The organism is Micromonospora sp. URMC 107 (assembly GCF_051386315.1).
Taxonomy (GTDB): domain Bacteria; phylum Actinomycetota; class Actinomycetes; order Mycobacteriales; family Micromonosporaceae; genus Micromonospora.
The window spans coordinates 1-20,323 of sequence record NZ_JBPQTK010000079.1 but is presented as its reverse complement, the minus strand read 5'-3'; the positions used below and the strand labels follow the sequence as shown (position 1 = coordinate 20,323).

Annotated in this window: 25 protein-coding genes and 1 pseudogene; 10 read left to right on the top strand and 16 right to left on the bottom strand. The window is 74.4% G+C overall.

The window, feature by feature from the left end; genetic code table 11:
- Positions 1-16 precede the first annotated feature (16 nt).
- The 3 genes from ACSNN9_RS18360 to ACSNN9_RS18350 are packed head-to-tail and all read left to right on the top strand — an operon-like array spanning position 17 to position 2,391.
- The gene (locus ACSNN9_RS18360; RefSeq protein WP_436674590.1) at positions 17-1,024 is read left to right on the top strand and encodes a LacI family DNA-binding transcriptional regulator; all 1,008 of its coding nucleotides are present in this window, start codon (positions 17-19) and stop codon (positions 1,022-1,024) included.
- Positions 1,025-1,079: 55 nt separating this feature from the next.
- Entirely contained in the window at positions 1,080-1,493 is a 414-nt protein-coding gene (locus ACSNN9_RS18355; protein WP_436674589.1) for a RidA family protein, read from the top strand.
- Between the two features lies 1 nt (position 1,494).
- Positions 1,495-2,391 carry a GNAT family N-acetyltransferase gene (locus tag ACSNN9_RS18350; RefSeq protein ID WP_436674588.1) on the top strand — a complete coding sequence of 299 codons (897 nt, stop codon included), beginning with the start codon at positions 1,495-1,497 and terminating at the stop codon, positions 2,389-2,391.
- Positions 2,392-2,430: 39 nt separating this feature from the next.
- Here the strand turns inward: ACSNN9_RS18350 and ACSNN9_RS18345 are convergent, their stop codons facing one another.
- Together ACSNN9_RS18345 and ACSNN9_RS18340 are read right to left on the bottom strand one after the other, a co-directional pair.
- The gene (locus ACSNN9_RS18345; protein WP_436674587.1) at positions 2,431-2,946 is read right to left on the bottom strand and encodes an O-acetyl-ADP-ribose deacetylase; all 516 of its coding nucleotides are present in this window, start codon (positions 2,944-2,946) and stop codon (positions 2,431-2,433) included.
- A gap of 1 nt (position 2,947) precedes the next feature.
- Positions 2,948-3,739 carry an EI24 domain-containing protein gene (locus ACSNN9_RS18340; RefSeq protein WP_358083177.1) on the bottom strand — a complete coding sequence of 264 codons (792 nt, stop codon included), beginning with the start codon at positions 3,737-3,739 and terminating at the stop codon, positions 2,948-2,950.
- A gap of 65 nt (positions 3,740-3,804) precedes the next feature.
- On the opposite strand from ACSNN9_RS18340, the gene ACSNN9_RS18335 reads away from it, so the two are divergent.
- A complete protein-coding gene (locus ACSNN9_RS18335) occupies positions 3,805-4,860 on the top strand; it encodes a helix-turn-helix transcriptional regulator (RefSeq protein WP_436674586.1) in 1,056 nt (351 codons plus the stop codon).
- On the opposite strand, the gene ACSNN9_RS18330 is transcribed toward ACSNN9_RS18335, so the two are convergent.
- A complete protein-coding gene (locus ACSNN9_RS18330) occupies positions 4,851-5,765 on the bottom strand; it encodes an SDR family oxidoreductase (protein ID WP_436674585.1) in 915 nt (304 codons plus the stop codon). The genes ACSNN9_RS18335 and ACSNN9_RS18330 overlap by 10 nt on opposite strands.
- A gap of 76 nt (positions 5,766-5,841) precedes the next feature.
- Here ACSNN9_RS18330 and ACSNN9_RS18325 point away from each other — a divergent pair, with 76 nt between their 5' ends.
- Positions 5,842-6,537, top strand: coding sequence for a nucleotidyltransferase domain-containing protein (locus ACSNN9_RS18325; protein WP_436674596.1), 696 nt, complete (start codon positions 5,842-5,844; stop codon positions 6,535-6,537).
- Between the two features lie 19 nt (positions 6,538-6,556).
- Here ACSNN9_RS18325 and ACSNN9_RS18320 read toward each other — a convergent pair whose 3' ends face one another.
- The 5 genes from ACSNN9_RS18320 to ACSNN9_RS18300 all read right to left on the bottom strand — a co-directional run bounded on the left by ACSNN9_RS18320 (position 6,557) and on the right by ACSNN9_RS18300 (position 9,970).
- A complete protein-coding gene (locus tag ACSNN9_RS18320; RefSeq protein ID WP_436674584.1) occupies positions 6,557-7,294 on the bottom strand; it encodes an alanyl-tRNA editing protein in 738 nt (245 codons plus the stop codon).
- Positions 7,295-7,305: 11 nt separating this feature from the next.
- Positions 7,306-8,193 carry an alpha/beta fold hydrolase gene (locus ACSNN9_RS18315; RefSeq protein WP_436674583.1) on the bottom strand — a complete coding sequence of 296 codons (888 nt, stop codon included), beginning with the start codon at positions 8,191-8,193 and terminating at the stop codon, positions 7,306-7,308.
- Positions 8,190-8,504 carry a DUF2516 family protein gene (locus ACSNN9_RS18310; RefSeq protein WP_357874939.1) on the bottom strand — a complete coding sequence of 105 codons (315 nt, stop codon included), beginning with the start codon at positions 8,502-8,504 and terminating at the stop codon, positions 8,190-8,192. Before ACSNN9_RS18310 ends, ACSNN9_RS18315 begins: the two co-directional genes overlap by 4 nt.
- 69 nt (positions 8,505-8,573) lie before the next feature.
- Positions 8,574-9,356: a hypothetical protein gene (locus ACSNN9_RS18305; RefSeq protein ID WP_436674582.1), complete on the bottom strand. Its 783-nt coding sequence runs from the start codon at positions 9,354-9,356 to the stop codon at positions 8,574-8,576.
- Positions 9,353-9,970, bottom strand: a complete 618-nt coding sequence (locus tag ACSNN9_RS18300; protein WP_436674581.1) for a helix-turn-helix domain-containing protein — start codon at positions 9,968-9,970, stop codon at positions 9,353-9,355. The genes ACSNN9_RS18305 and ACSNN9_RS18300 overlap by 4 nt, the downstream gene beginning before the upstream one ends.
- Positions 9,971-10,081: 111 nt before the next feature.
- Between ACSNN9_RS18300 and ACSNN9_RS18295 the strand changes: the two genes are divergently transcribed.
- Complete coding sequence (locus ACSNN9_RS18295) at positions 10,082-10,879, top strand: alpha/beta fold hydrolase (protein ID WP_436674580.1); 798 nt, start codon at positions 10,082-10,084, stop codon at positions 10,877-10,879.
- Positions 10,880-11,079: 200 nt separating this feature from the next.
- Here the strand turns inward: ACSNN9_RS18295 and ACSNN9_RS18290 are convergent, their stop codons facing one another.
- The 5 genes from ACSNN9_RS18290 to ACSNN9_RS18270 form a co-directional block, all read right to left on the bottom strand.
- On the bottom strand, positions 11,080-11,775 hold the full coding sequence (locus ACSNN9_RS18290; RefSeq protein WP_436674579.1) for a class I SAM-dependent methyltransferase: 696 nt from the start codon (positions 11,773-11,775) through the stop codon (positions 11,080-11,082).
- Positions 11,776-12,042: 267 nt separating this feature from the next.
- On the bottom strand, positions 12,043-13,002 hold the full coding sequence (locus ACSNN9_RS18285) for an asparaginase (protein WP_436674578.1): 960 nt from the start codon (positions 13,000-13,002) through the stop codon (positions 12,043-12,045).
- A gap of 95 nt (positions 13,003-13,097) precedes the next feature.
- Entirely contained in the window at positions 13,098-13,940 is an 843-nt protein-coding gene (locus ACSNN9_RS18280) for a 3-keto-5-aminohexanoate cleavage protein (protein WP_436674577.1), read from the bottom strand.
- Between the two features lie 92 nt (positions 13,941-14,032).
- Positions 14,033-15,145 (bottom strand): CAF17-like 4Fe-4S cluster assembly/insertion protein YgfZ, encoded by a 1,113-nt coding sequence (gene ygfZ / locus ACSNN9_RS18275; RefSeq protein WP_436674576.1) that lies wholly within the window; start codon positions 15,143-15,145, stop codon positions 14,033-14,035.
- Positions 15,142-15,570, bottom strand: a complete 429-nt coding sequence (locus tag ACSNN9_RS18270; protein WP_358083209.1) for a Fur family transcriptional regulator — start codon at positions 15,568-15,570, stop codon at positions 15,142-15,144. The genes ygfZ and ACSNN9_RS18270 overlap by 4 nt, the downstream gene beginning before the upstream one ends.
- A gap of 70 nt (positions 15,571-15,640) precedes the next feature.
- Between ACSNN9_RS18270 and ACSNN9_RS18265 the strand changes: the two genes are divergently transcribed.
- A complete protein-coding gene (locus tag ACSNN9_RS18265; RefSeq protein ID WP_436674575.1) occupies positions 15,641-16,489 on the top strand; it encodes an aminotransferase class IV in 849 nt (282 codons plus the stop codon).
- 15 nt (positions 16,490-16,504) lie between these two features.
- Here the strand turns inward: ACSNN9_RS18265 and ACSNN9_RS18260 are convergent, their stop codons facing one another.
- Together ACSNN9_RS18260 and mtfM are read right to left on the bottom strand one after the other, a co-directional pair.
- Positions 16,505-17,098, bottom strand: a complete 594-nt coding sequence (locus ACSNN9_RS18260) for an FABP family protein (protein WP_357874963.1) — start codon at positions 17,096-17,098, stop codon at positions 16,505-16,507.
- Positions 17,099-17,137: 39 nt separating this feature from the next.
- Positions 17,138-17,242 (bottom strand): small membrane protein MtfM, encoded by a 105-nt coding sequence (mtfM, locus tag ACSNN9_RS18255; protein ID WP_036376929.1) that lies wholly within the window; start codon positions 17,240-17,242, stop codon positions 17,138-17,140.
- A 12-nt stretch (positions 17,243-17,254) separates the two neighbouring features.
- On the opposite strand from mtfM, the gene ACSNN9_RS18250 reads away from it, so the two are divergent.
- From ACSNN9_RS18250 to ACSNN9_RS18240, 3 genes are read left to right on the top strand one after another with little or no spacing between them, the layout of a single operon-like run.
- Positions 17,255-17,629, top strand: a complete 375-nt coding sequence (locus ACSNN9_RS18250) for a DsrE family protein (protein ID WP_436674574.1) — start codon at positions 17,255-17,257, stop codon at positions 17,627-17,629.
- 54 nt (positions 17,630-17,683) lie between these two features.
- A complete protein-coding gene (locus ACSNN9_RS18245) occupies positions 17,684-18,064 on the top strand; it encodes an SCP2 sterol-binding domain-containing protein (RefSeq protein WP_436674573.1) in 381 nt (126 codons plus the stop codon).
- Positions 18,061-20,118: an amylo-alpha-1,6-glucosidase gene (locus ACSNN9_RS18240; protein WP_436674572.1), complete on the top strand. Its 2,058-nt coding sequence runs from the start codon at positions 18,061-18,063 to the stop codon at positions 20,116-20,118. The genes ACSNN9_RS18245 and ACSNN9_RS18240 overlap by 4 nt, the downstream gene beginning before the upstream one ends.
- An 8-nt stretch (positions 20,119-20,126) precedes the next feature.
- Here the strand turns inward: ACSNN9_RS18240 and ACSNN9_RS18235 are convergent.
- Positions 20,127-20,323 (bottom strand): annotated as a pseudogene (locus ACSNN9_RS18235) (hypothetical protein); the annotation flags it as partial.

The window sequence follows — 20,323 nt, the reverse complement described above, 5'->3', positions numbered from 1 at the left end:
GAGGGTGGTAACGGGGATGACGACGGCGCAGCGGCCGACACTGGAGGCGGTGGCCCGGCGGGCGGGCGTCTCGCGGGCAACCGTGTCGCGGGTGGTGAACGGCTCCACGACGGTCGCCGAACCGATCCAGGAGGCGGTCCGCCGGGCGGTGGCCGAGCTGGGGTACGTGCCGAACCTGGCCGCCCGCAGCCTGGTCACCCAGCGGACCGACTCGATCGCCCTCGTGCTGCCGGAGGCCGCCACCCGCGTCTTCTCCGACGACCAGGTCTTCCCCGGGATCATCCGGGGCGCGGCGCAGGAGCTGGAGGCGGCCGACAAGCAGCTCGTGCTGATGCTGGCCGGCTCGCCCGCCGGGCACGACCGCGTCGAGCGCTACACGACCGGGCGGCACGTCGACGGGGTCCTCTTCGCCTCGCTGCACGGCGAGGACCCGCTGCCCGGCCGGCTCGCCCGGCTGGGCATCCCGGTCGTGTGCAGCGGTCGCCCGCTCGACGGCGCCGACGTGCCCTACGTCGACGTCGACCACGTCGGCGGGGTGACCACGGCGGTGCGGCACCTGGTGGCCACCGGTCGCCGCCGGATCGCCACCATCGCCGGCCCGCAGGACATGGTGGCCGGCATCGAGCGGCTCGCCGGCTACCGGAACACGGTCGCCGAGGCCGGCCTGCCGGAGCTGGTGGCGACCGGCGACTTCACCCGCGAGTCCGGGGCGACGGCGATGCGGCAGCTCCTCGCCGAGCACCCCGACCTGGACGCGGTCTTCGCCGCCTCCGACCTGATGGCGCACGCCGCCCTGCGGGCGCTCCGCGAGGCGGGGCGGCGGGTGCCGGACGACGTGGCGGTGATCGGCTTCGACGACATCGAGACGGCGGCGTACACCGAGCCGCCGCTGACCACCGTCCGCCAGCCCATCGTGCAGCTGGGCCGGCAGATGACCCGGTTGCTGCTGCGGCTGGCCGCCGGCGAGGCGATCGAGCCGGCCGTGGTGCTCCCCACCGAGCTGGTGATCCGCGAGTCGGCCTGACCGGTCGGCGAATATCCGGTCGAGTCGCCCGGGGTCCGGCGGTAGCGTCGCCGCCGTGACCCCACCAACCCGGCTGGTCCGCGTACCCGCCCTCTCCGACGTCGCCGAGTACGCGTACGCGGCCACGGTCGAGTCGCCCGCCCGGCTGGTGTTCACCGCCGGCGCCTGCCCGCTCGACGCCGAGGGGCGGACCGTCGCGCCCGGCGACCCCGTGGGCCAGGCCAGGCAGGTGATGGCCAACCTGGAGACCGCCCTCGCGGCGGCCGGGGCCCGGCTCACCGACGTCGTCAAGAGCACCGTGTACGTGGCGTCGTCCCGCCAGGCCGACCTGGTGGCCGTCTGGGAGGTGGTCCGGGACGCGTTCGGCGACCACGAGCCGCCCAGCACGCTGCTCGGGGTGGCCGTGCTCGGCTACGACGACCAGCTCGTCGAGGTCGAGGCCGTCGCCGCCGTACGCGAGGAGAACTGACGTGCGCATCCGGACCGCCCACCCCGACGACGCGCCCGCCGTGGTGGCGATGCGCGCGATCGTGCACCCCTACCTGGTACGCGGCGTCGAGTCGACCCGGCAGATGATCGCCCAGCCCCCGCCCGGCGAGGACTGGGCCGCGTACGTCGCCGAGGTCGACGACGCCGTGGTCGGCTGGGTGTCGGCGTACCGCAACGACCGGACCTCGGAGCCTGACGTCGGCGAGATCTCCACGCTGCACGTCCACCCGGAGCACCGCGGCCGGGGCGCCGGCACCGCGCTGCTGGCCGCCGCGCTGGGGCACCTGCGCGACATCGGGGCGCGTCGGGTGCGCACCTGGGCGCTGCCGGAGTCGCTGCCGTTCGCCCGCCGGCACGGGTTCACGCCGAGCCGGGAGCTGCGCTACTCGGCCCTCGACCTGCGGCCGGCCCCGCCGATGCCGGAGCCGCCGCCGGGCGTACGGCTGCTCCCGCTGACCGACGTCGACCCGCGTCGGGTCCACCTCGCCGAGGTGACGGCGGCGGCCGACGAGCCGGAGGACGTGCCCGCCGACGCGATCAGCTACGACAGCTGGCGCTCCGAGATCTGGGACAGCCCGGGCCTGGACCGCGCGGCCAGCACGGTGGCGGAGGCCGGCGGCGAGGTGGTGTCCTTCAGCCTCGTCCAGCGCGACGGCGACCGGATGTGGTCGGACTACACCGGCACGGTGCCGGCGCACCGGGGGCGTGGGCTCGCGCGCCTGGTCAAGACGGCGGCGCTGCACCGCGCCGCCGCCAACGGCGTACGCGTCGCCTACACCTCGAACGACGAGGCGAACGCGCCGATGCTGGCGGTCAACGTCCGGCTCGGCTACCGCCCGGTCGGATCGAGCTGGTCCTGCCTGCGCGAGCTGTCCTGACGACGGTCCCCGGGCGGCGGACCACGCGGCGGCGCGGCGTCAGCCGGCGTCGTACACCCGTTGCGCGACCGCCCGGGTGTCGGCGCCGAAGAGCACCAGCCGGGCCTCGGTGACGTGCGCCGGGGTCGCCGACCGGAGCACCGACAAGGCCTGCCGGACGGCGTCCTCGACCGGCCAGCCGTAGACGCCGGCCGAGACCAGCGGGAAAGCCACGGTGGCCGCGTTCAGCTCGTCGGCGGTCCGCAGGCTGTTCGCGTAGCAGTCGCGCAGCAGCGCCGAGCGGTCCTCGGCGGCCGACCAGACCGGCCCGACCGTGTGCACCACCCAGCGCGCCGGCAGGTTCCCCGCGGTGGTCGCCACCGCCTGACCGGTCGGCAGGCCGCGGCCGTACCGGGAGGCGCGCAACGCCCGGCACTCGTCGAGGATGGCCGGACCGCCCCGCCGGTGGATGGCGCCGTCCACTCCCCCGCCGCCGAGCAGCGACGAGTTGGCGGCGTTGACGATGACGTCCACCCGCTGGGTCGTGATGTCCCCCTCGACCAGGGCGATCTCCACGTCAGCCCTCCACCGTGGACTGGCCGAGCGACCGGCGGGCCAGCAGGGTCGCCCCGGCGACGGCGGCCGGCATGACGAGCACCGCGCCGAGCGGGATCAGGAAGCAGACGAAGACCGCCACCCCGAAGCCGAGCGTGGTCGGCCGGTCCGCCTTGAGGTGCGCCCGCCGGTCCGGCAGCCGCATCCCGCGCCGGTAGAAGGGGGCCCCGACCAGCTCCACGGCGAGCAGCCAGCCGCCGACCGCCGCCCCGATCACCGGCACCACGGTCTGACCGACCACCGGGATGAAGCCGGCGGCGAAGAGCGGGATGCCGAAGAGGATCGACAGTCCCACCAGCCGCAGCGAGTCGGCGACGCTGCGCCGCAGTGAGGACCAGAAGGGCACGTCGACCGCGCCGGGCGTACCGCCGAGGCGCTCCTCGACCCGTTCGGAGATCTTCTCGTAGAACGGGTCGCCGATGACCAGGGTGACGGCGGTGAAGCTGACCACCGCGAGCAGGCCGCCGAGGCCGAGGAAGGCCAGCCCGGCGATCACCCGGACGAGGCTGCGCGAGGTGGTCGACCAGTCGTCGGCGAACGGGGTGACCAACGCCGCCAGGTCCTCGACGAAGTACGCCAGGGTGGCGAACGCGGTCACGAAGATCGCGCCCGAGATCAACGCCGGGATGACGCCGAGCAGCATCAGCCCGGGGCTGCGGACGTAGAGGCCGAGGCCGCGCAGGAGCAGGCCCACGCCGGTGAAGAACCGGCCGGCGGCGCCGGTCACGGGCGCGGCGATGCGGGGTGCGTTCACGACCGCAGAGCCTAGTGGGCCCGGCCGGCCGGCGCGGGCGAGCGGGCACCGGGCAGGATGGGCGGGTGCGGGCGGCCCGGTTGATCTCGTTGGTCCTGCTGCTCCAGGCGCGGGAGACGATGACCGCGGCGGAACTGGCGCGGGAGCTGGAGGTCTCCGAGCGGACCGTCTACCGGGACGTGCTGGCGCTCTCCGCCGCCGGGGTGCCGGTCTACGCCGACCGGGGTCGCGCCGGCGGCTACCGGCTGCTCGGCGGCTACCGGACCCGGCTGACCGGGCTGACCCGGGACGAGGCGGAGGCGCTCTTCCTGGCCGGGCTGCCCGGACCGGCGGGCGACATGGGGCTCGCCGACGCGGTGGCCTCGGCCGAGCTGAAGGTGCTGGCCGCGCTGCCGCCCACGCTCCGGGACGCCCCGGCCCGCACCGGGCAGCGGTTCCACCTGGACGTGCCGGGCTGGTTCCGGGAGGTGGGGCCGCCGCCGTGGCTGACCGAGCTGGCGGGCGCGGTCTGGCGTGACCGGGTGGTCGAGCTGCGCTACCGGCGCGGCGACCGCGAGGTGACGCGCACCGTGCGGCCGTACGGGCTGGTGCTCAAGAACGGCGTCTGGTACCTGGTGGGCCGCGTCGGCGACGACGTGCGCACCTACCGGGTGGACCGGGTCACCGGCGTCCGGGTGGGCCCGGAGACCTTCGACCGGGACGAGGACTTCGACCTGGCCGGGCACTGGCGGGAGCAGGCCGAGGCGTTCCACCGGGGCGTGCTGCGGGAGCGGGCCACCGTCCGGCTCAGCCCCGCCGGCCTGCGCCAGCTCCGGCACCTGGCGGACGCCCCCTTCGCGTACGACGAGGCGGTCGCCGCCGCCGACGGCCCCGACGGGCAGGGCTGGGTGGTGACCCGGCTGCCCGTCGAGTCCGTCGACGTCGCGTACCACCAGCTGCTCGGGCTGGGCCCGGAGGTGGAGGTGCTCGACCCGCCGGAGCTGCGGGCGCGGCTGGCCGAAGCGGCCGGGCGGATGGCCCGCCGCTACGCCGGACCGCAGCCCGAGCCCGGGCGCGGACCGCAGCCCGGGCGCGATCCGCAGCCGGAACCCGCGCCGGACCCCGGGTCGGGTCAGCGGTAGCCGGTGTCGTCGGCCGGCAGGCCGGGCTCCACCACCTCCGTGTTGTAGCGCGCCCAGTGCGGCCGGGTGCCGTCCAGGTCCGTGAAGCCGTACACCTGGGCCAGCCCGCCGCTGTCGAGCGACTCGCCGTTCCAGCGGGCCCGATCCGGGTCGGCCGCCAGGGCGGCCACCGCGCGCCCCACGAAGGCCGGCGTCTCCGACATGACGAAGTGCGGTTCCTTGGCCGCGCCGTCGCGCCAGTTCTCCTCGGTGACGCCGTAGTGCTCCAGCATCGCCTCGGACCGCAGCCAGCCCGGGGTGAGCGCGACGGCGGTGCAGCCGTGCGGCTTCAGCTCGTGCGCCCAGCAGAAGGCGAGCCGGTTCACGGAGACCTTGGCCAGGTCGTAGAAGACCGAGAGGCGGTAGTTGGCGTCGTTGTGCTCCCGCGTGCCGTCGCCGATCTCCACCACCAGGCCGCCGGGTCGGCGGATCAGCAGCGGCAGCGCGAAGTGGCTGGTGATGATGTGCGTGTCGATCGCCAGGCGCAGGCTGCGGAAGCCGGCCTCCAGCGGCTGCTCCCAGACCGGCTTCTCCCAGGTGGTCAGGGGGTCGCCGCCCCAGATGTCGTTGACCAGCACGTCGAGGCGGCCCTGCTCGGCGTCGATCCGGGCGACCAGGTCGCGGACCTGCTCGGGAACGAGGTGGTCGACCCGGGCCGCGATGCCGGTGCCGCCGGCGGCGGTGACCAGCTCGGCGGTCTCCTCGATGGTCTCCGGGCGGTCCATCTCCGAGCGGCCGGCCCGGCTGCTGCGGCCGGTGGCGTAGACCGTGGCGCCGGCGGCACCGAGCTGGACCGCGATCTGCCGGCCGGCGCCCCGGGTCGCCCCGGCGACGAGCGCGATCTTCCCTGTCAGCGGTTGCGTCATGCGGCGAGCCTGTCAGCGAAACCTGACAGCCGAAGTCCGGTTTCGCGAAGCCGTGTCGTCCGTCATGCTCGCCGGCATGCACCTGCTGCTCTCCGGGATCGTCGGCTCGGTCGCGTACGGGCTGGCCGGGCCGGGCTCCGACGTCGACCGGATCGGCGTCTTCGCCGCGCCCACCGTCGCGTTCCACGGCCTGCGCCCGCCCCGCGAGTCGGTGGTGACCACCGACCCCGACATCACCCTGCACGAGGCGGCGAAGTGGTGCCGCCTGGCGTTGAGCGGCAACCCGACCGCCACCGAGCTCGCCTGGTTGCCGGAGGACTGCTACGAGACCCGGACGGAGTTCGGCGACCGCCTGGTCGCCATCCGCTCGGCGTTCCTCAGCGCGCCCCGCGTCCGCGACGCCTACCTGGGCTACGCCGGCCAGCAGTTCCGCAAGCTGGAGTCCCGGGTCGACGGCACGTTCTCCGCCGACACCCGGCGGCGCACGGCCAAGCACGCCCGGCACCTGGCCCGGCTGGTGCACCAGGGCCGGCTGCTCTACGCCACCGGCGTGCTGGAGATCCGGCTCGCCGACCCGGAGTGGTTCCGCGCCTTCGGCGAGCGGGTGGCCGGCGGCGCGTTGGACGAGGCACGGGCGCTGATCGCCGAGGCGGAACGGGACTTCGACCGCGTCCGCACCCCGCTGCCGCAGCGCCCCGACGAGGCGGCCGTGGAACGCTGGCTGCTCGACGTACGCGCCGCCCACCTGCCGCCGCAGCCGGCCACCCGCTGAACCGCGGCCGGCGGCGGCGTCAGTCGGCCAGCCGTACGCGGACCCGGCGGTTGGCCCGGCCCTTGCTCTCCACCTTCACCACCTGCAACTTGCCGATCTGGGCGGTGGAAGCGACGTGCGTGCCGCCGTCGGCCTGGACGTCCAGCCCGACGATGTCGACGATCCGCACCTCCTGCTCGTCCGGCGGGATCAGGTTCGACTGGGTACGGATGATGTCGGGCAGGGCGAGCGCCTCCGCCCGGGGCAGCACCCGTACGGCCACCGCTCGGTCGGCGGCCACCTCGACGTTGACCAACTCCTCGATGCGGTTCTTGAAGTCGGACGGCACCTCGGGCAGGTTGAAGTCCATCCTGGCCTCGCCCGGCTCCATGTTGCCGCCCGTGACGAGCGCGCCGAAATCGCGGAACACCACCCCGCAGAGCACGTGCAGCCCGGAGTGGGTCCGCATCAGCCGGGTGCGCCGCTCGTCCTCGACCGCGCCGGTCACCGTGGTCCCGGCCGGCGGCACCGGGTCGCCCTCGGCCGGGATGAGCCAGAGGTCGTCGCCCTTGCGGGTGCCGACGATCCGGGTCTGCACCCCCTGCCAGAGCAGTACGCCGTGGTCCGGCGGCTGCCCGCCGCCGCCCGGATAGAACGCCGACCGGTCCAGCACGATGCCCTGCTCGGGATCGGCGTGCAGCACCGTGCACTCCCACTCCCGCAGCGTCGGATCGGCGAGGTCCAGCCGGTGCGTACGTCCGTGGTGTGTGACGCCCATGTCAGGGCACGTTACTCGTTGAGGAAGGCGGAGATCCGGCTTCGCAGGTCGGCGCGTTCCGTCCAGAGGACGCCGGGCCGGTCGTACACGTGCAGGGTGGCCCGGGGCAGCGCGGCCGCGAGCTGCTCGGCGACCTCGGCCGGGTGCAGGTCGTCGCCGGCGCAGCCGATCACCAGGGCCGGCGCGGTGACCGCGGCCAGCGAAGCGGCGTCGTGCAGCGGCGCCTGCTCGGGCAGGCTCGCCAGCCCGGAGGCGAGCCCGTCGCGCAGGAGCTGGTCGAGGCGCTGGCGCAGGTAGGCCCAGCCGGCCGGGGTGTTGCGTACGGCGGGCGGCAGCTCGGCCTGGACCACGTCGGCCACGGCGGAGGCGTCACCGCTCTCCACGGCCTCGAACAGCGCGGTCAGCCAGGCCCGGGCGGCCTCGCCGCGCGGCCGGTCGAGTGCTGCGGGCAGGAAGATGACCAGCCGCTCGAAGCGTTCGGGGCTCTCGGCGAGCAGCCGGCAGAGCGCGCCGGCGCCGAGGCTGGCGCCGAAGGCCCGGGTGGCGCCGCCGAGGTCGGCGACCGCGCGCAGGTCGCGGGCGAGGTCGTGATAGCTCCAGGGGCCGGGCGGCGCGTCGGAGCGGCCGTGCCCGCGGAACTGGAAGAACAGCTTGCGGCCCGTCACGCCGCTGCCGAACGGCCGTGTGGTGGCGATGCCGTTGCCGAGCCCGTGGGCGAAGACCGTGACCGGGTCACCCGTGCCGGTGACGAGCTGCTCCAGGCATACGCCGTGCGGCGTCGTGACCAGTTCGGTGTCCGGCTCCGGCAGGGCCGGTCGGCCGGTACGCGGGGCGCCCGGGCCGGGACCCCAGGTGCGGGGCCCGCCGTCCGGCGGCGGTGGCCAGCGGAAGCTTCTCACCAGAACCCTTTGCCGTCACTCAGGTCGCGCAGCCCCACCCGCACGTCGAGCAGGTAGATCAGGCCGGCGGCGATGCCGACGAGCCCGAAGAGACTGATCGGGCCGAAGCCGAGCAGGGTCAGCGCCAGGCAGACGGCGAGGATGGCGATCCAGCCGCCCTTGGGCAGGGTGCCGATGGCGGAGAAGGCGTCGGAACGCTGGGTGATGGCGTGCACCAGGGCGATGCCCTGCACGATCAACGCGAACACGAGCAGGATCAGCTCGATCACGTAGCGAACATCGAAGGCGAAGAGCGGCGCGGCGTAGGCCATGTCGGCAAGCTTATGCCGGTGACCCCGGATACGTCCGACAGGACGCATCCGGGGTCACGGCGGAACGAACTACTCGGCGGCCGGGCGGGTCCGCTTGGTGGCCCGGGGCAGCTTCGCCGACGGGGTGGCGGCCGGCTTGGCGGCCCGCGTCGCCTTCTTCGCGGCGGCCGGCTTGGCCTCCAGCGCCTCGGCCACGTCGGCCGGGGTCGGCACCTCGGCGGTCGCGGCCGGGGTCGGCACCTCGGCGGTGGGCGCCGGGGCCGGCGCCTCGGCGATCACGGCCGGGGTCGGCACGCCGGCCGGCTTCGCGACGGCCTCGGCCGGCTCGTTCTCGGCCTCGGTCGCCTCGATGTCGGCGTTGACGGTCTCGGCGGCCTCCAGCACGCCGGCCCCGACGACCCGCTCGCCCCGGGCGACCAGGGCGACGTACGCGGCCTGCGCCCGCTCCTGCGCGGCCTGGGCGCCGGCGACCACCACGGCGGCGTTGCGGGTCGCCATCGCGCGGAGCTTGTCCAGGTCCGCCACCTCGCGCAGCTTGTCCAGGTCGGCGGCCTCGCGCAGCTTGTTCAGGTCGGCGGCCTCGCGCAGGCGCTTCAGGTCCAGCTCGGTCGGGACGGCCTTCTCGCGCAGGCTGCCGGCGGTCAGGTTCGCCGTGCGCAGCGTGTCGTTGGCCTTCTGGCGCAGCTCGACGCCGGTGACGACGGCCTTGCCACCCAGGTCGGCGACGACCTTGGTGCCGAGGTCGGTCACCACGGCGGGGAGCTTGCGCAGCTGCTGAAGGGCGAGCTCGCCAGCGCCGGCGGCGGCGTAGATCGGGGCCGGGATGCGGCTGGTCTTCGGCTGGGACATCACTTCTCCTCTTCGGCCGCGTCGGCGGCCTTCCGGACCGCGTCGCGGGCGGCCTTCTTCTCGGGGGTGTCGGTCGGAGCGGGGGCGGAGCCGGCCTCGGTGACGGCGACCGACTCCAGGACGGCCTCGGTCGGGGTGCCCTCCGGCGTGGTGGGGCCCGTGGCGGCGAGGTTCGCCAGGTCGGGCGCCGCCGCGACGGGATCCGGCGCGTCCACGCCGGTGGCGTCGGAGCCGGCGGGCGTCGCGCCGGTGGCCGCCGCGGTCGCCTCGGCGAGCCGCGCGTTCTCCCGGCGGAACGTCTCGTAGATCTGGGTGAGCGACTGCTTCTGCGCCATCGTCAGGTCGGGGTCGACGGAGATGGCCGCGAGCACGCCCTGGCCCTCCTTGTCGTCGAGCAGTCCGGCCCGCAGGTACATCGCCGGGGTGGAGACCCGCAGCGCGCTGGCGAGCTGCTGGAGCACCTCCGCGCTCGGCTTGCGCAGGCCGCGCTCGATCTGACTCAGGTACGGGTTGCTGACCCCCGCCTGCTCGGCGAGCTGGCGGAGCGAGATCTTCGCGTTGCGGCGCAGATCGCGGATGAACCCGCCGACGTCGGGAAGGTCCTTACCAGTGGCCATGACCCGTACGCTAACGCGCCCTGCTAGCTCCTGCAAGCAAAGTGCTAACCAGAGTTAGCGACGTCTCATTCGCGGTTGCGTCCCGGGTCGCCCCGTGCGTACCTTTCCGCAGTGACCAAGATCGAGGTGAACGGCGCCCTGCTCGCGTACGACGACACCGGCAGCGGCACGCCCGTCGTCCTGCTGCACGCGGGCATCGCGGACCGCCGGATGTGGCGGGAGCAGGTCGGCCCGCTGGCCGCGCGGCACCGGGTGATCGCCCTCGACCTGCGCGGCTACGGGGACTCCGAGCTGCCGCCGACCCCGTTCGCCCACCACGACGACGTGGCCGGGCTGCTCGACGCGCTCGACATCCCCCGGGCGGCCCTGGTCGGCTGCTCGTTCGGCGGCGCCGTCGCCATCGACACCGCGCTGGCCCACCCGGAGCGGGTCACCGCGCTCGCCCTCCTCGGCACCGCCGCCTCGGGCCACGAATGGTCGGAGGAGGCGAACGACCTCTGGGACAGCCTGGTCGGCGAGGTCGACCCGGAGGACTTCGCCGCCAGCGCAGCCGGCGAGGTGCGGTTCTGGGTGGTCGGCCCGGGCCGCGAGCCCGCCGACGTCGACCCGGAGCTGCTCGCCTTCGCCCGCGAGATGGACCAGCGGGCGCTCGCCGCCGAGTTGGCGCTCAGCGCGGTCGACGTCGCCGAACTCGATCCCCCCGCGATCGGCCGCCTCCACGAGCTGCGGATGCCCGTCCTGGTCGGTGCCGGCGGCGCGGACGTGCCCGACATCCGCCGCCTCGCCGATCGGATCGCCGCCGAGGCGCCCGACGCGACCCGCCTGCCCGACGTGCCCGACGCCGGCCACCTGCTGCCGTTGGAGCGCCCCGGCCCGGTCAACGCCGCCCTGCTCGACTTCCTCCCCTGACACCGGCCGCCCCTGGTTCGACGGCGGCGCGGGGCTTCCGGCACGTCCGACCGCGCGGGCCCTGGACCAGAACCGTCCCCTGATCGGCAGGACAGGCCCTCGGCCTGTCCTGCCGATCAGGTGAGCCAGGCCGGTTCGCCTCCGCGAGCCAGGTCCGGACGGCCGTGGGACACACCTCCTGGTCGGCCCGGAGCTTCCTTCTAGGCGGACTCGAGGACGAAGAAGAGGAAGCCTATGAAGGACCCGGAGCCCAGGTCGGGCGGAAGCAGCTCCGCAGGAGCGTCCGGAGAAGGGGGCGGCTCGCTGATCGTCGCGATGCGGAAACCAGCAGCAGCAAAAGCATCTGCCATGGCGTGCAGCGGCCGGTGCCAGAAGGTCAGCCACACGGTCTGGCCGTCCATGACGTAGTCCTCGGAGTACTTCGTCAGCGCGAAGTAGTCGGCCTTGGGATACTCGATCGCATACGCGGCGGGGTGGTTGACCGAGAGGATCAGGCGACCGCCTGGCCTCAGCACGCGACGCAGCTCGGCGAGAGGGCCGGACCAGTCCTCCAGGTAGTGCAGGACCAGAGATGCGACGACGTCGTCGAACTCGGCGTCTGCGAACGGCAGCGGCGCGCTCAGGTCCGCCACGTGCAAGTCGGCGTCTTCACCCAGCCTCTGACGGGCCAGGTCGACCATGGCCGCACTCACGTCGAAGCCGGTGACCACGGCTCCCCTGGCGCGCAGCGCAGCTGACAACGGGCCGGAGCCGCACCCCGCGTCGAGGATCCGGCGGCCCGAGACGTCGCCGGCGAGGCGGAGCACTGCGGGCCGCTCGTAGTAGGCGTTGAAGAGGCCGGACTCGTTCTCCGCCGAGTAGGCGTTCGCAAAGTTGTCGTAGTCGGTGGTCGTCACCGTTACCCCATTCCCACGAGAAGCGAGGGTGCGTTCCTGCCAAAGCCGCGTGGGTGCGACAAACAAGGACCCGGCTCGTGCGCGTGGGCCAGGATCCGACCCACGTCCCGTCCGCCGTCCACTGTCCACGGCCCACAGCGTCCGGGGCGAGTCCCGTCACGGCGCCCCGGGTCCTCCAGCAGGATCTCCGCCGCTGGCATGCTCACCGCCGACCGGTTCACCGGCCGGACGCACGTCCGGTGAACACCGCGGTGACGGGCGGGACGGCTACCAGAGCGGCCTGACGGCGCCGACCGGCAGGCCGCCGCCGAACAACGGCAGCTCGGCGTACTCGGTCAGCACCGGCGCGTCCAGCCCGAGGCGGCGCAGGGCGGAGACCAGCACCGGCATCCGGGCGCGGCCCGCGCCGTCGTCGATCTTGAGGGCGACCGCCCCGACGCCGGGCACCGCCACGGCGAGGACCCCCTCGGCGCCCACCTTGGCGAGCAGCCCGGGGACGCCGCGCATCAGGCGGGTGTCCTCGGCCCGGGTGCCACCGACGACCTCCGGGTGCGCACGCATCGCGTCGGCCACCGTCCGCGGCACGGAGCCCGGCTCCGCCGAGACCAGCCGCAGGTACGCCCCGGCCAGCCCGGTCAGCGACACCGCGAGCACCGGGGCGCCGCAGCCGTCCACCCCGACCGCCGCGGCGGGCTCGCCGGTGAACTCCTCCACCGCGTCCCGCAGCCGCTGCTGCAACGGGTGCTCCGGACGCCAGTAGCCGTCGAGCGGCCAGCCGGCGGCCAGGCAGGTCAGCAGCATCCCGCTGTGCTTGCCGGAGCAGTTCATCTGCGTACGGGTGGGGCCGCCGCCGGCCCGCAGCACGGCCGCCCGCGCCTCGTCGCCCACGGGCAGGTCCGGCGGGCAGTGCAGGGCAGACTCGTCCAGCCCGGCGCGGGCCAGCAGCGCGCCGACCCGGGCCAGGTGGAAGTCCTCCCCGGCGTGGCTGGCCGAGACCAGCGCGACGTCGGCGGGGTCGGCCAGCGCCAGCCCGGCGCGGAGCATCCCGACCGCCTGCATCGGCTTGTTGGACGAGCGCGGGAAGACCGGGGAGGTCACGTCCCCGGCGCCGGCCACCGTCGCGCCGGCGGCGTCGAGCACCACCACCGAACCCCGGTGCACGCCCTCGACGAACCCCGACCGGACCACCTCGGCGAGCGGCGCGCCGCCCTCGTACGTCTTTCCCACAGGGTGGACGGTACCGGCACCACCGGCCGCGCCCGGCGGGCGGGTGAGCAGGCCGTCGGCGATCCGGTGTACAGCAGCGCCGTCCCGGCCGCCGCTTACCGTCCGGGGGCCGGCACGCCGAGCAGCCCGCGCGCCTCGGCGGTGGTCAGCGGCGGCCGCTGGGCGAGCTGGGCGAAGCCGACCGCGCGGGCGACGAGCTGCATGTTGGACTCGACCGGACGGCCCTTGGCGTAGGTGACCGTGTCCTCCATGCCGACCCGCAGGTGCCCGCCGGCCGAGAGCGAGGCCAGCATGACCGGGATGGTGCTACGGCCGATGCCGGTGGCCGAGAAGGTGGTGCCCTCGGGCAGGTCGCGCAGCGCCTGGTGGGCGGCGACCAGCGCCGGGGTGGTGCCCGGCATGCCGCCCGGCACGCCCATCACGAAGTCGACGTGCACGTGGCCGCCGGCCGGCAGGCCGTACTTGCCGAGCAGCCGTTGCAGGGCGGTCAGGTGGCCGAGATCGAAGATCTCGTACTCGGGCACGATGCCGCGCTCCTGCATCCGGGTGTGCAGGTCGACGATGAACTCCCAGCGGTTGAGGAAGACGTCGTCACCGAAGTTGAGCGTGCCCATGGTGCAGGAGGCCATGTCCGGCCCGGCGTCGAGCACCGCGAGCCGGTCGGCCTCCGGGTCGGTCACCGCACCCCCCGAGGAGAGCTGCACGATCAGGTCGGTGCTCTCCCGCAGCGCCGCCACGGTCTCCCGCAGCCGCCCCTGGTCCAGGGTGGGCTTCGCCTCGTCGTCGCGGATGTGGACGTGGATCACGGCGGCGCCGAGCGCCTCGCACTCCTTGGCGGTGAGCAGCAGCTCGTCGAGCGTCACCGGCAGGGCCGGCACCTCGGCCTTGGCCGACTCCGCGCCGGTGGGGGCAACCGTGATCAACGTCCCTGTCGTCATGCCCGGATCCTAGACCGGGGCCAGCGGGCCAGTCGACCGGAACTTTTCCGGCCTCGGCGCCGCGAAGCAGAGAATCTTTCGCTGTCGGGCGGTCAGGCCGGATCGATCGCGGCGGCGGTCTCCCCCACCATGAGGCGGGCGTCGTCGGCGACGTTGCGCTTGACCACGGCCAGGGCGACCTGACCCAGCTCGTGGTGGTGCACGGCCGTGCCGACGAAGCCGACCGCCCGGCCGTCGAGGGTCACCGGCGTGCCGGCGACCGGCGGCTGGTCGGTGGTCACCCCGTCCAGGTGCAGGAGTACGAGCCGACGCGGCGGCCGGCCCATGTTGTGCACCCGGGCGACGGTCTCCTGGCCCCGGTAGCAGCCCTTGTCCAGGTGGACGGCGGGGGCGACCAGGTCCACCTCGGCCGGGATGGTCCGGTGGTCGGTGTCCACCCCGACCCGGGCCCGCCGGGCGGCCACCCGCACCGCCTCGTACGCCCACAGCCCGGCGACCGGCACCCCGTTGCCCCGCAGCTGGGTGACCACCTGCTCCATCGCGACCCGGGGCACCAGCAGGTCCACGCCCAGCGGGCCCCGGCGGGCCCAGCCGCCCACGGGCAGCGGGCGCACGTCGTACAGCGCGGTCGGCCGGGGCGGCTGCTCGCCGGAGCGGAACTTCGGACCCGGCACCGCGACCACGTCGGGCGCGGCCAGCCCTGTCACGCCGAGCGTCTCCACCGCGGCGGGGGCCTCCGGCCCGACCAGGGAGAGCAGCGCGCGCTCGGCGGTCACGTCGCGCGGCTCGACCTTGCTGAAGAACCGCATCCGCTCCAGGTACGACAGCAGCCCGCCGGTGGCGCCCGGCTCGGTGTCGAGCCAGGTGGTGACGCCGTCCTCGGCGACCATGGCGTGCTGCTCGACGTGCCCGTGCGGGGAGAGCACCAGCAGCTCGGTGCCCTGGCCCGCGCCGAGCTGCGCCAGGTGCTGGCTGGTGAGGGTGTGCAGCCAGGCGATCCGTTCCTCGCCCGGCACCGCGACGACGCCCCGGTGCGACCGGTCGACCAGGCCGACCGCCGTGTCGAGGGTGCGCTGCTCGCGCATGGGGTCGCCGTAGTGCGCCGCCACACCCCGCACCCCGGCCGCCGCGTGCGCCGGCTCGGGCTGGTCCCGGCTGGCCTCGTCGATGCTCTCGACGCTCACCGCGCCCGCGATGTCGATCATTTCCGGTCCCCGTTCTCGCAGCGGACGCAGACGCCGAAGAACGAGACGTGGCCGATGTCCACCCGGAACCCGCGCTGGCTCGCCAACTCGTCGGTCAACGGGCGCAGCAGCTCCGGATCGATCTCGTCGATCGCGCCGCAGTCCCGGCAGACAAGGTGGACGTGCTGGTCCTCGCCGGCCGCGTGGTAGGTCGGCGAGCCGTGCGAGAGGTGGGTGTGGGTGACCAGGCCGAGTCGTTCCAGCAGCTCCAGCGTGCGGTAGATGGTGGTGATGTTGACCCCCGCGGCGACCTCCCGGACGGCTGTGTGCACCTGCTCCGGGGTGGCGTGCCCCAGGTCCAGCACGGCCTGGAGGATCAACTGCCGTTGCGCCGTCAGCCGTAGCCCACGGGCGCGGAGCATTTCCGCGAGGGAGGATTCGGACACCGTCCGATCATAGTTCGCCCCGCCGCGCCCGCCGCCGGTGTCGACCCGTCCGCCGCTAGGCTCGGCGGTCGTGGTGGCGTCGAGGATCGCCGTACCGGGGCGCGGGCTGGTGCCGCCCGGGGAGCCGGTGCTGCGCGGCGACGACCGGGGCGTGCTGCACGGCGACGGGCTCTTCGAGACGCTGCACCTGCGCGACGGGCGGCCGTGGCTGCGCGACGCGCACCTGGCCCGGCTGGCCCGGGCGGCGGCGGCCGTCGGCCTGGCGCTGCCCGCCGCCGAGGTGCTGGTCGAGCTGCTGGACGCCGTCCGCGCCGGCTGGCCCGCCGGGGTGGAGGGGGCGCTGCGGCTGGTCTGCACCCGGGGCCCGGAGGGCGGCGGCCCGCCCACCGCCTACGCCACGCTGGCCGAGGTGCCGGCGGCGGCCCGGGCGGCCCGCCGGGACGGGGTCACCGTGGCCACCCTGCCGCTCGGCGTCGCGGCGCGGGCCCGCGCCGAGCTCGACTGGCTGCCGGCCGGGATCAAGTCCACCTCGTACGCGGTGAGCACCGCCGCCCGCCGCTGGGCCGCCCGTGCCGGCGTGGACGACGCGCTCTGGGTCTCCTCCGACGGGTACGCGCTGGAGGGGCCCACGGCCAACCTGGTGTGGCTGGCCGGCGACACCCTCTGCACGGTGCCCGCCGCCGAGACCGGCATCCTGCCCGGGGTGACCGTCGCCTGGCTCCTCGCGCACGCCCACGAGCTGGGCCTGCGCGCCGAGGAGCGCCTGGTCACCCCGGCCGGGCTGCGTACCGCCGACGGCGTCTGGCTCAGCTCGTCCGTCCGCGGCCTCGCGGAGATCCGCGCCCTGGACGGCGTCCCGCTGCGCCGCTGCGCCCGCACGCCCGCCCTCCAGGCGCTCCTGGCCTTCCCCCTCCCCTGACCCCGGGAGGGAGCCTCAGCCGGCCACCCGGGTGAGGCGCGCGGAGAGGTGCGGGGAGAGTGGGTGGCCGAGGGCCGCCATCTCCTGGGCGTAGAGCAGGGCGCCCTCGACGATGCCGAAGAGGCGGTGACCGGCGGTGACCTCCTTGGCGGTCGACGTGCGGACCACCGCGTCGGTGACGAACTCGATCTGGGTGCCCTTGCGCTTGCCGATGTGCAGCTCCATCACCCCGGTGGGCACGGTCATCAGCGCTTCCAGCTCGTCGGTGGCCCGGTCACCGTCCATCACCGGCCGCCACCAGCCGACCTCGCGACCCGCCGGGCGGACCGGGCGGCTCTGCTCGTCGAGGAGCCAGGCGCGCGACTCGTAGAACAGGAACGGCCGGCCGTCGTGGCTGATCCGGATCTCCTGCGCGAAGTCGAAGTCCTCGATGGTGGGGAAGCCGCCCCGCCCCCGGCCGCGCCACACCCCGACGTACGGCAGCAGGCCGTCCAGCGTGGGGTGCAGCTTCGGGCCGACGCGCAGGTCGTGGCTCTCCTCGTACGGGTACGGGTCGACCGGCGGCGCGTTCAGCCACGGCGGCGGCTGCAGGGGGTTCTCGTCGCTCACCGGTTCACTCCGCCTCTCCCCGCCGGCGGCCACCACGGCTCACCAGCGTCCTCTCGACATGCGTACGGCCAGGTAGACCAGGCCACCGGCGAGCGCGCCCAGGCCGGCGACCAGCAGGCTGACGAACCCGATCTCGGTAACCATCGCGACCATCCTATGCTGGGCCCCATGGACCGCTCTCTCGTCGTCAAGGCCACCGCCGGCGCGGACGCCCCGGAGCGGTGCGCCCAGGCCTTCACCGTCGCCGCCACCGCGGCCGCCGCCGGGGTGCACGTGTCGCTCTGGCTGACCGGGGAGGCCACCTGGTTCGCGCTGCCCGGCCGGGCGCAGGAGTTCGAGCTGCCGCACTCGGCCCCGCTGGCCGAACTGCTGCACGTGATCCTCACCACCGGCACGGTGACCGCCTGCACCCAGTGCGCCGCCCGGCGGGAGATCGGGCCGGGCGACGTGCTGCCGGGCGTCCGCATCGCCGGGGCCGCGGTCTTCGTCGAGGAGGCGATGGCCGAGGGGGCCCAGGCCCTGGTCTACTGACGGCTGCCCGCCGATACCGACCCGACAGGTCGGGCAGATGCCTACGATTCGGGTGTGACCGAGGCGACGGAGCGGTTCTTCGAATCACTGCCGGCGCGCGCCCCGGACGTGCTGGTCAGTCCGGTCAGCGGGACGATGCAGATCGACCTCTCCCGCGGCACCCGGACGGTGCACTGGCTGGTCCACCTCCGGCCGGGCGCGATCGAGGTGAGCCGCAACCGGGGGCCCGCCGACGCGATCTGGTACACCAGCGAGGACCTGTTCGACAGGCTCGTCACCGGCCGGGCCCAGGCGATCTCGTCGGTGTTCCGCAACGAGAGCAGCTTCAGCGGCGACGTCGTGCTCTTCCTGCTGTTCCGCCGGTTCTTCCCCGACCCGCCCGGCACCCGGGATCCCCGCGAGGTCGCGCGCGCACAGGCCAGGCGGCTGCGGTGAAGGAACTGGTCAGCATCCTGGACGGCAACACCTTCCTGGTCAGCGACAATTCCGGCGACATCGAGCCGTCCCTCGACTTCCCGACCGGGCTCTTCTCGTTCGACACCCGCCACCTCTCCACCTGGCTGCTGACCCTCGACGGCGAGCGGCTGCACGCCCTCTCCGTCGACACCGCGGAGTCCTTCCGCACCCGGTTCTTCCTCGTCCCCGGCGAGCCGACGCACTACCTGGACGCGAAGGTCTCGGTGATCCGCAGCCGGGCGATCGGCGGCAGCTTCGTGGAGGAGCTGACCCTGCTCAACCACTCCGGAGAGGAGATGGAGTTCGTCGTCCACCTCGACATGGCCGCCGACTTCGCGGACCTGTTCGAGATCAAGCACGTCCGGCACAAGCAGGGCCACACCAGCGCCACCGTCGGCGACGACGAGCTGCGGCTGACCTACCGCCGGGAGGGGTTCCACCGCGAGACGGTCATCAGCACCAGCGCGCCCGCGCACATCGAGGTCTCCGGCATGACCTACCAGATCCGGGTCGGCCCACACGGCGGGTGGACGACCCGGCTGCACGTGTCGACCGTCGTCCACGGTGCGCGCGGCGAGGACATCCGGGCCAACCTCCCGCGGTACGGGGGCAGTCGCAACCCGGACGCGATCCGTGCCGAGCACGCCGAACTGGTCGCCCGGGCACCGAAGCTCGGCTGCGACTGCCAGCCGCTGGCCGGGGCGTACCGGCAGAGCCTGCACGACCTGGCGGCGCTGCGCTACGAGTCGATCACCCTCGGCGTACGCCTGGTCGCCGCCGGCCTGCCGTGGTTCATGACCCTGTTCGGCCGGGACAGCATCATCACCTCGCTCCAGGTGGTGCCCTTCCTGCCGGAACTGATCCCGCCGACCCTCATGATGCTGGCCGGCCTGCAGGGGCACCGGATCGACGACTTCCGGGACGAGGAGCCGGGCAAGATCCTGCACGAGCTGCGCTACGGCGAGACGGCGGGCTTCGAGGAGCAGCCCCACTCGCCGTACTACGGCTCGGCCGACTCGACGCCGCTGTTCGTCATCCTCCTCGACGAGTACGAGCGGTGGACCGGCAACGACAAGCTGGTGCGGGGACTGGAGGCCCAGGCCCGGGCCGCCCTAACCTGGATCGACACGTACGGGGACCTGCTCGGCACCGGCTACCTCTGGTACCAGACCCGCAACCCGGACACCGGGTTGGCGAACCAGTGCTGGAAGGACTCCTGGGACGCGATCTCGTACCGCGACGGCCGGTTCCCCGGCTTCCCCCGCGCCACCTGCGAACTCCAGGGCTACGCGTACGACGCGAAGGTCCGCGGCGCCCGGCTGGCCCGGGAGTTCTGGGGCGACCCCGCGTACGCCGACCGGCTGGAGCGGGAGGCGGCCGAGCTGAAGATGCGGTTCAACCGGGACTTCTGGATCCCGGAGCGGGAGTACTACGCGCTCGCCCTGGACGCCGACGGCCAGCAGGTGGACGCCCTCACCTCCAACATCGGACACCTGCTGTGGAGCGGCATCGTGGACGAATCGCGGGCCGGTCGGATCGCCGAACACCTGCTGGGGCCGCGACTCTTCAGCGGTTGGGGCGTCCGGACCCTCGCCAACGACCAGGGGCGCTACAACCCCGTCGGCTACCACGTCGGCACGGTGTGGCCGTTCGACAACTCGATCATCGCCTGGGGGTTGTGGCGGTACGGCTTCCGCCGGGAGGCCGGGCAGATCTGCGACGGGATGCTGGCCGCGTCCCGCTTCTTCGGCGGACGGCTGCCGGAGGCCTTCGCCGGCTACGAGCGGACCCTCACCGACTACCCGGTGGAGTACCCCACCGCGTGCAGCCCGCAGGCCTGGTCGGCGGGCACACCGCTGCTGCTGCTGCGGGTGATCCTGGGGCTGGAGCCGCAGGGCGACCACCTGATCATCGACCCCGCCGTGCCCGAGGGCATGGGACGGGTCGAGCTGCTGGACATTCCGGGCCGCTGGGGCCACGTCGACGCCCTCGGCCGCAGCCGCGGCCCGCACGAGCACCCGCGTGGCCGCTGACCGTCGGTTCAGGCCGGGCAGCCGGTGTTGACCGTGACGACGACCTGGTCACCGGACAGATCGGCGACGACCATGGCCGCGCCGTGCCGGTAGGCGTACGCCTGCGCGGTCCGCAGCATCGGAGGACGGGCGACGGGGGCGAGCGCGTCGGCCGGGGACGGCGGGGCCGGGACGCCGGCGGAGCGGGCGGTGCGGGCGGTGCCGC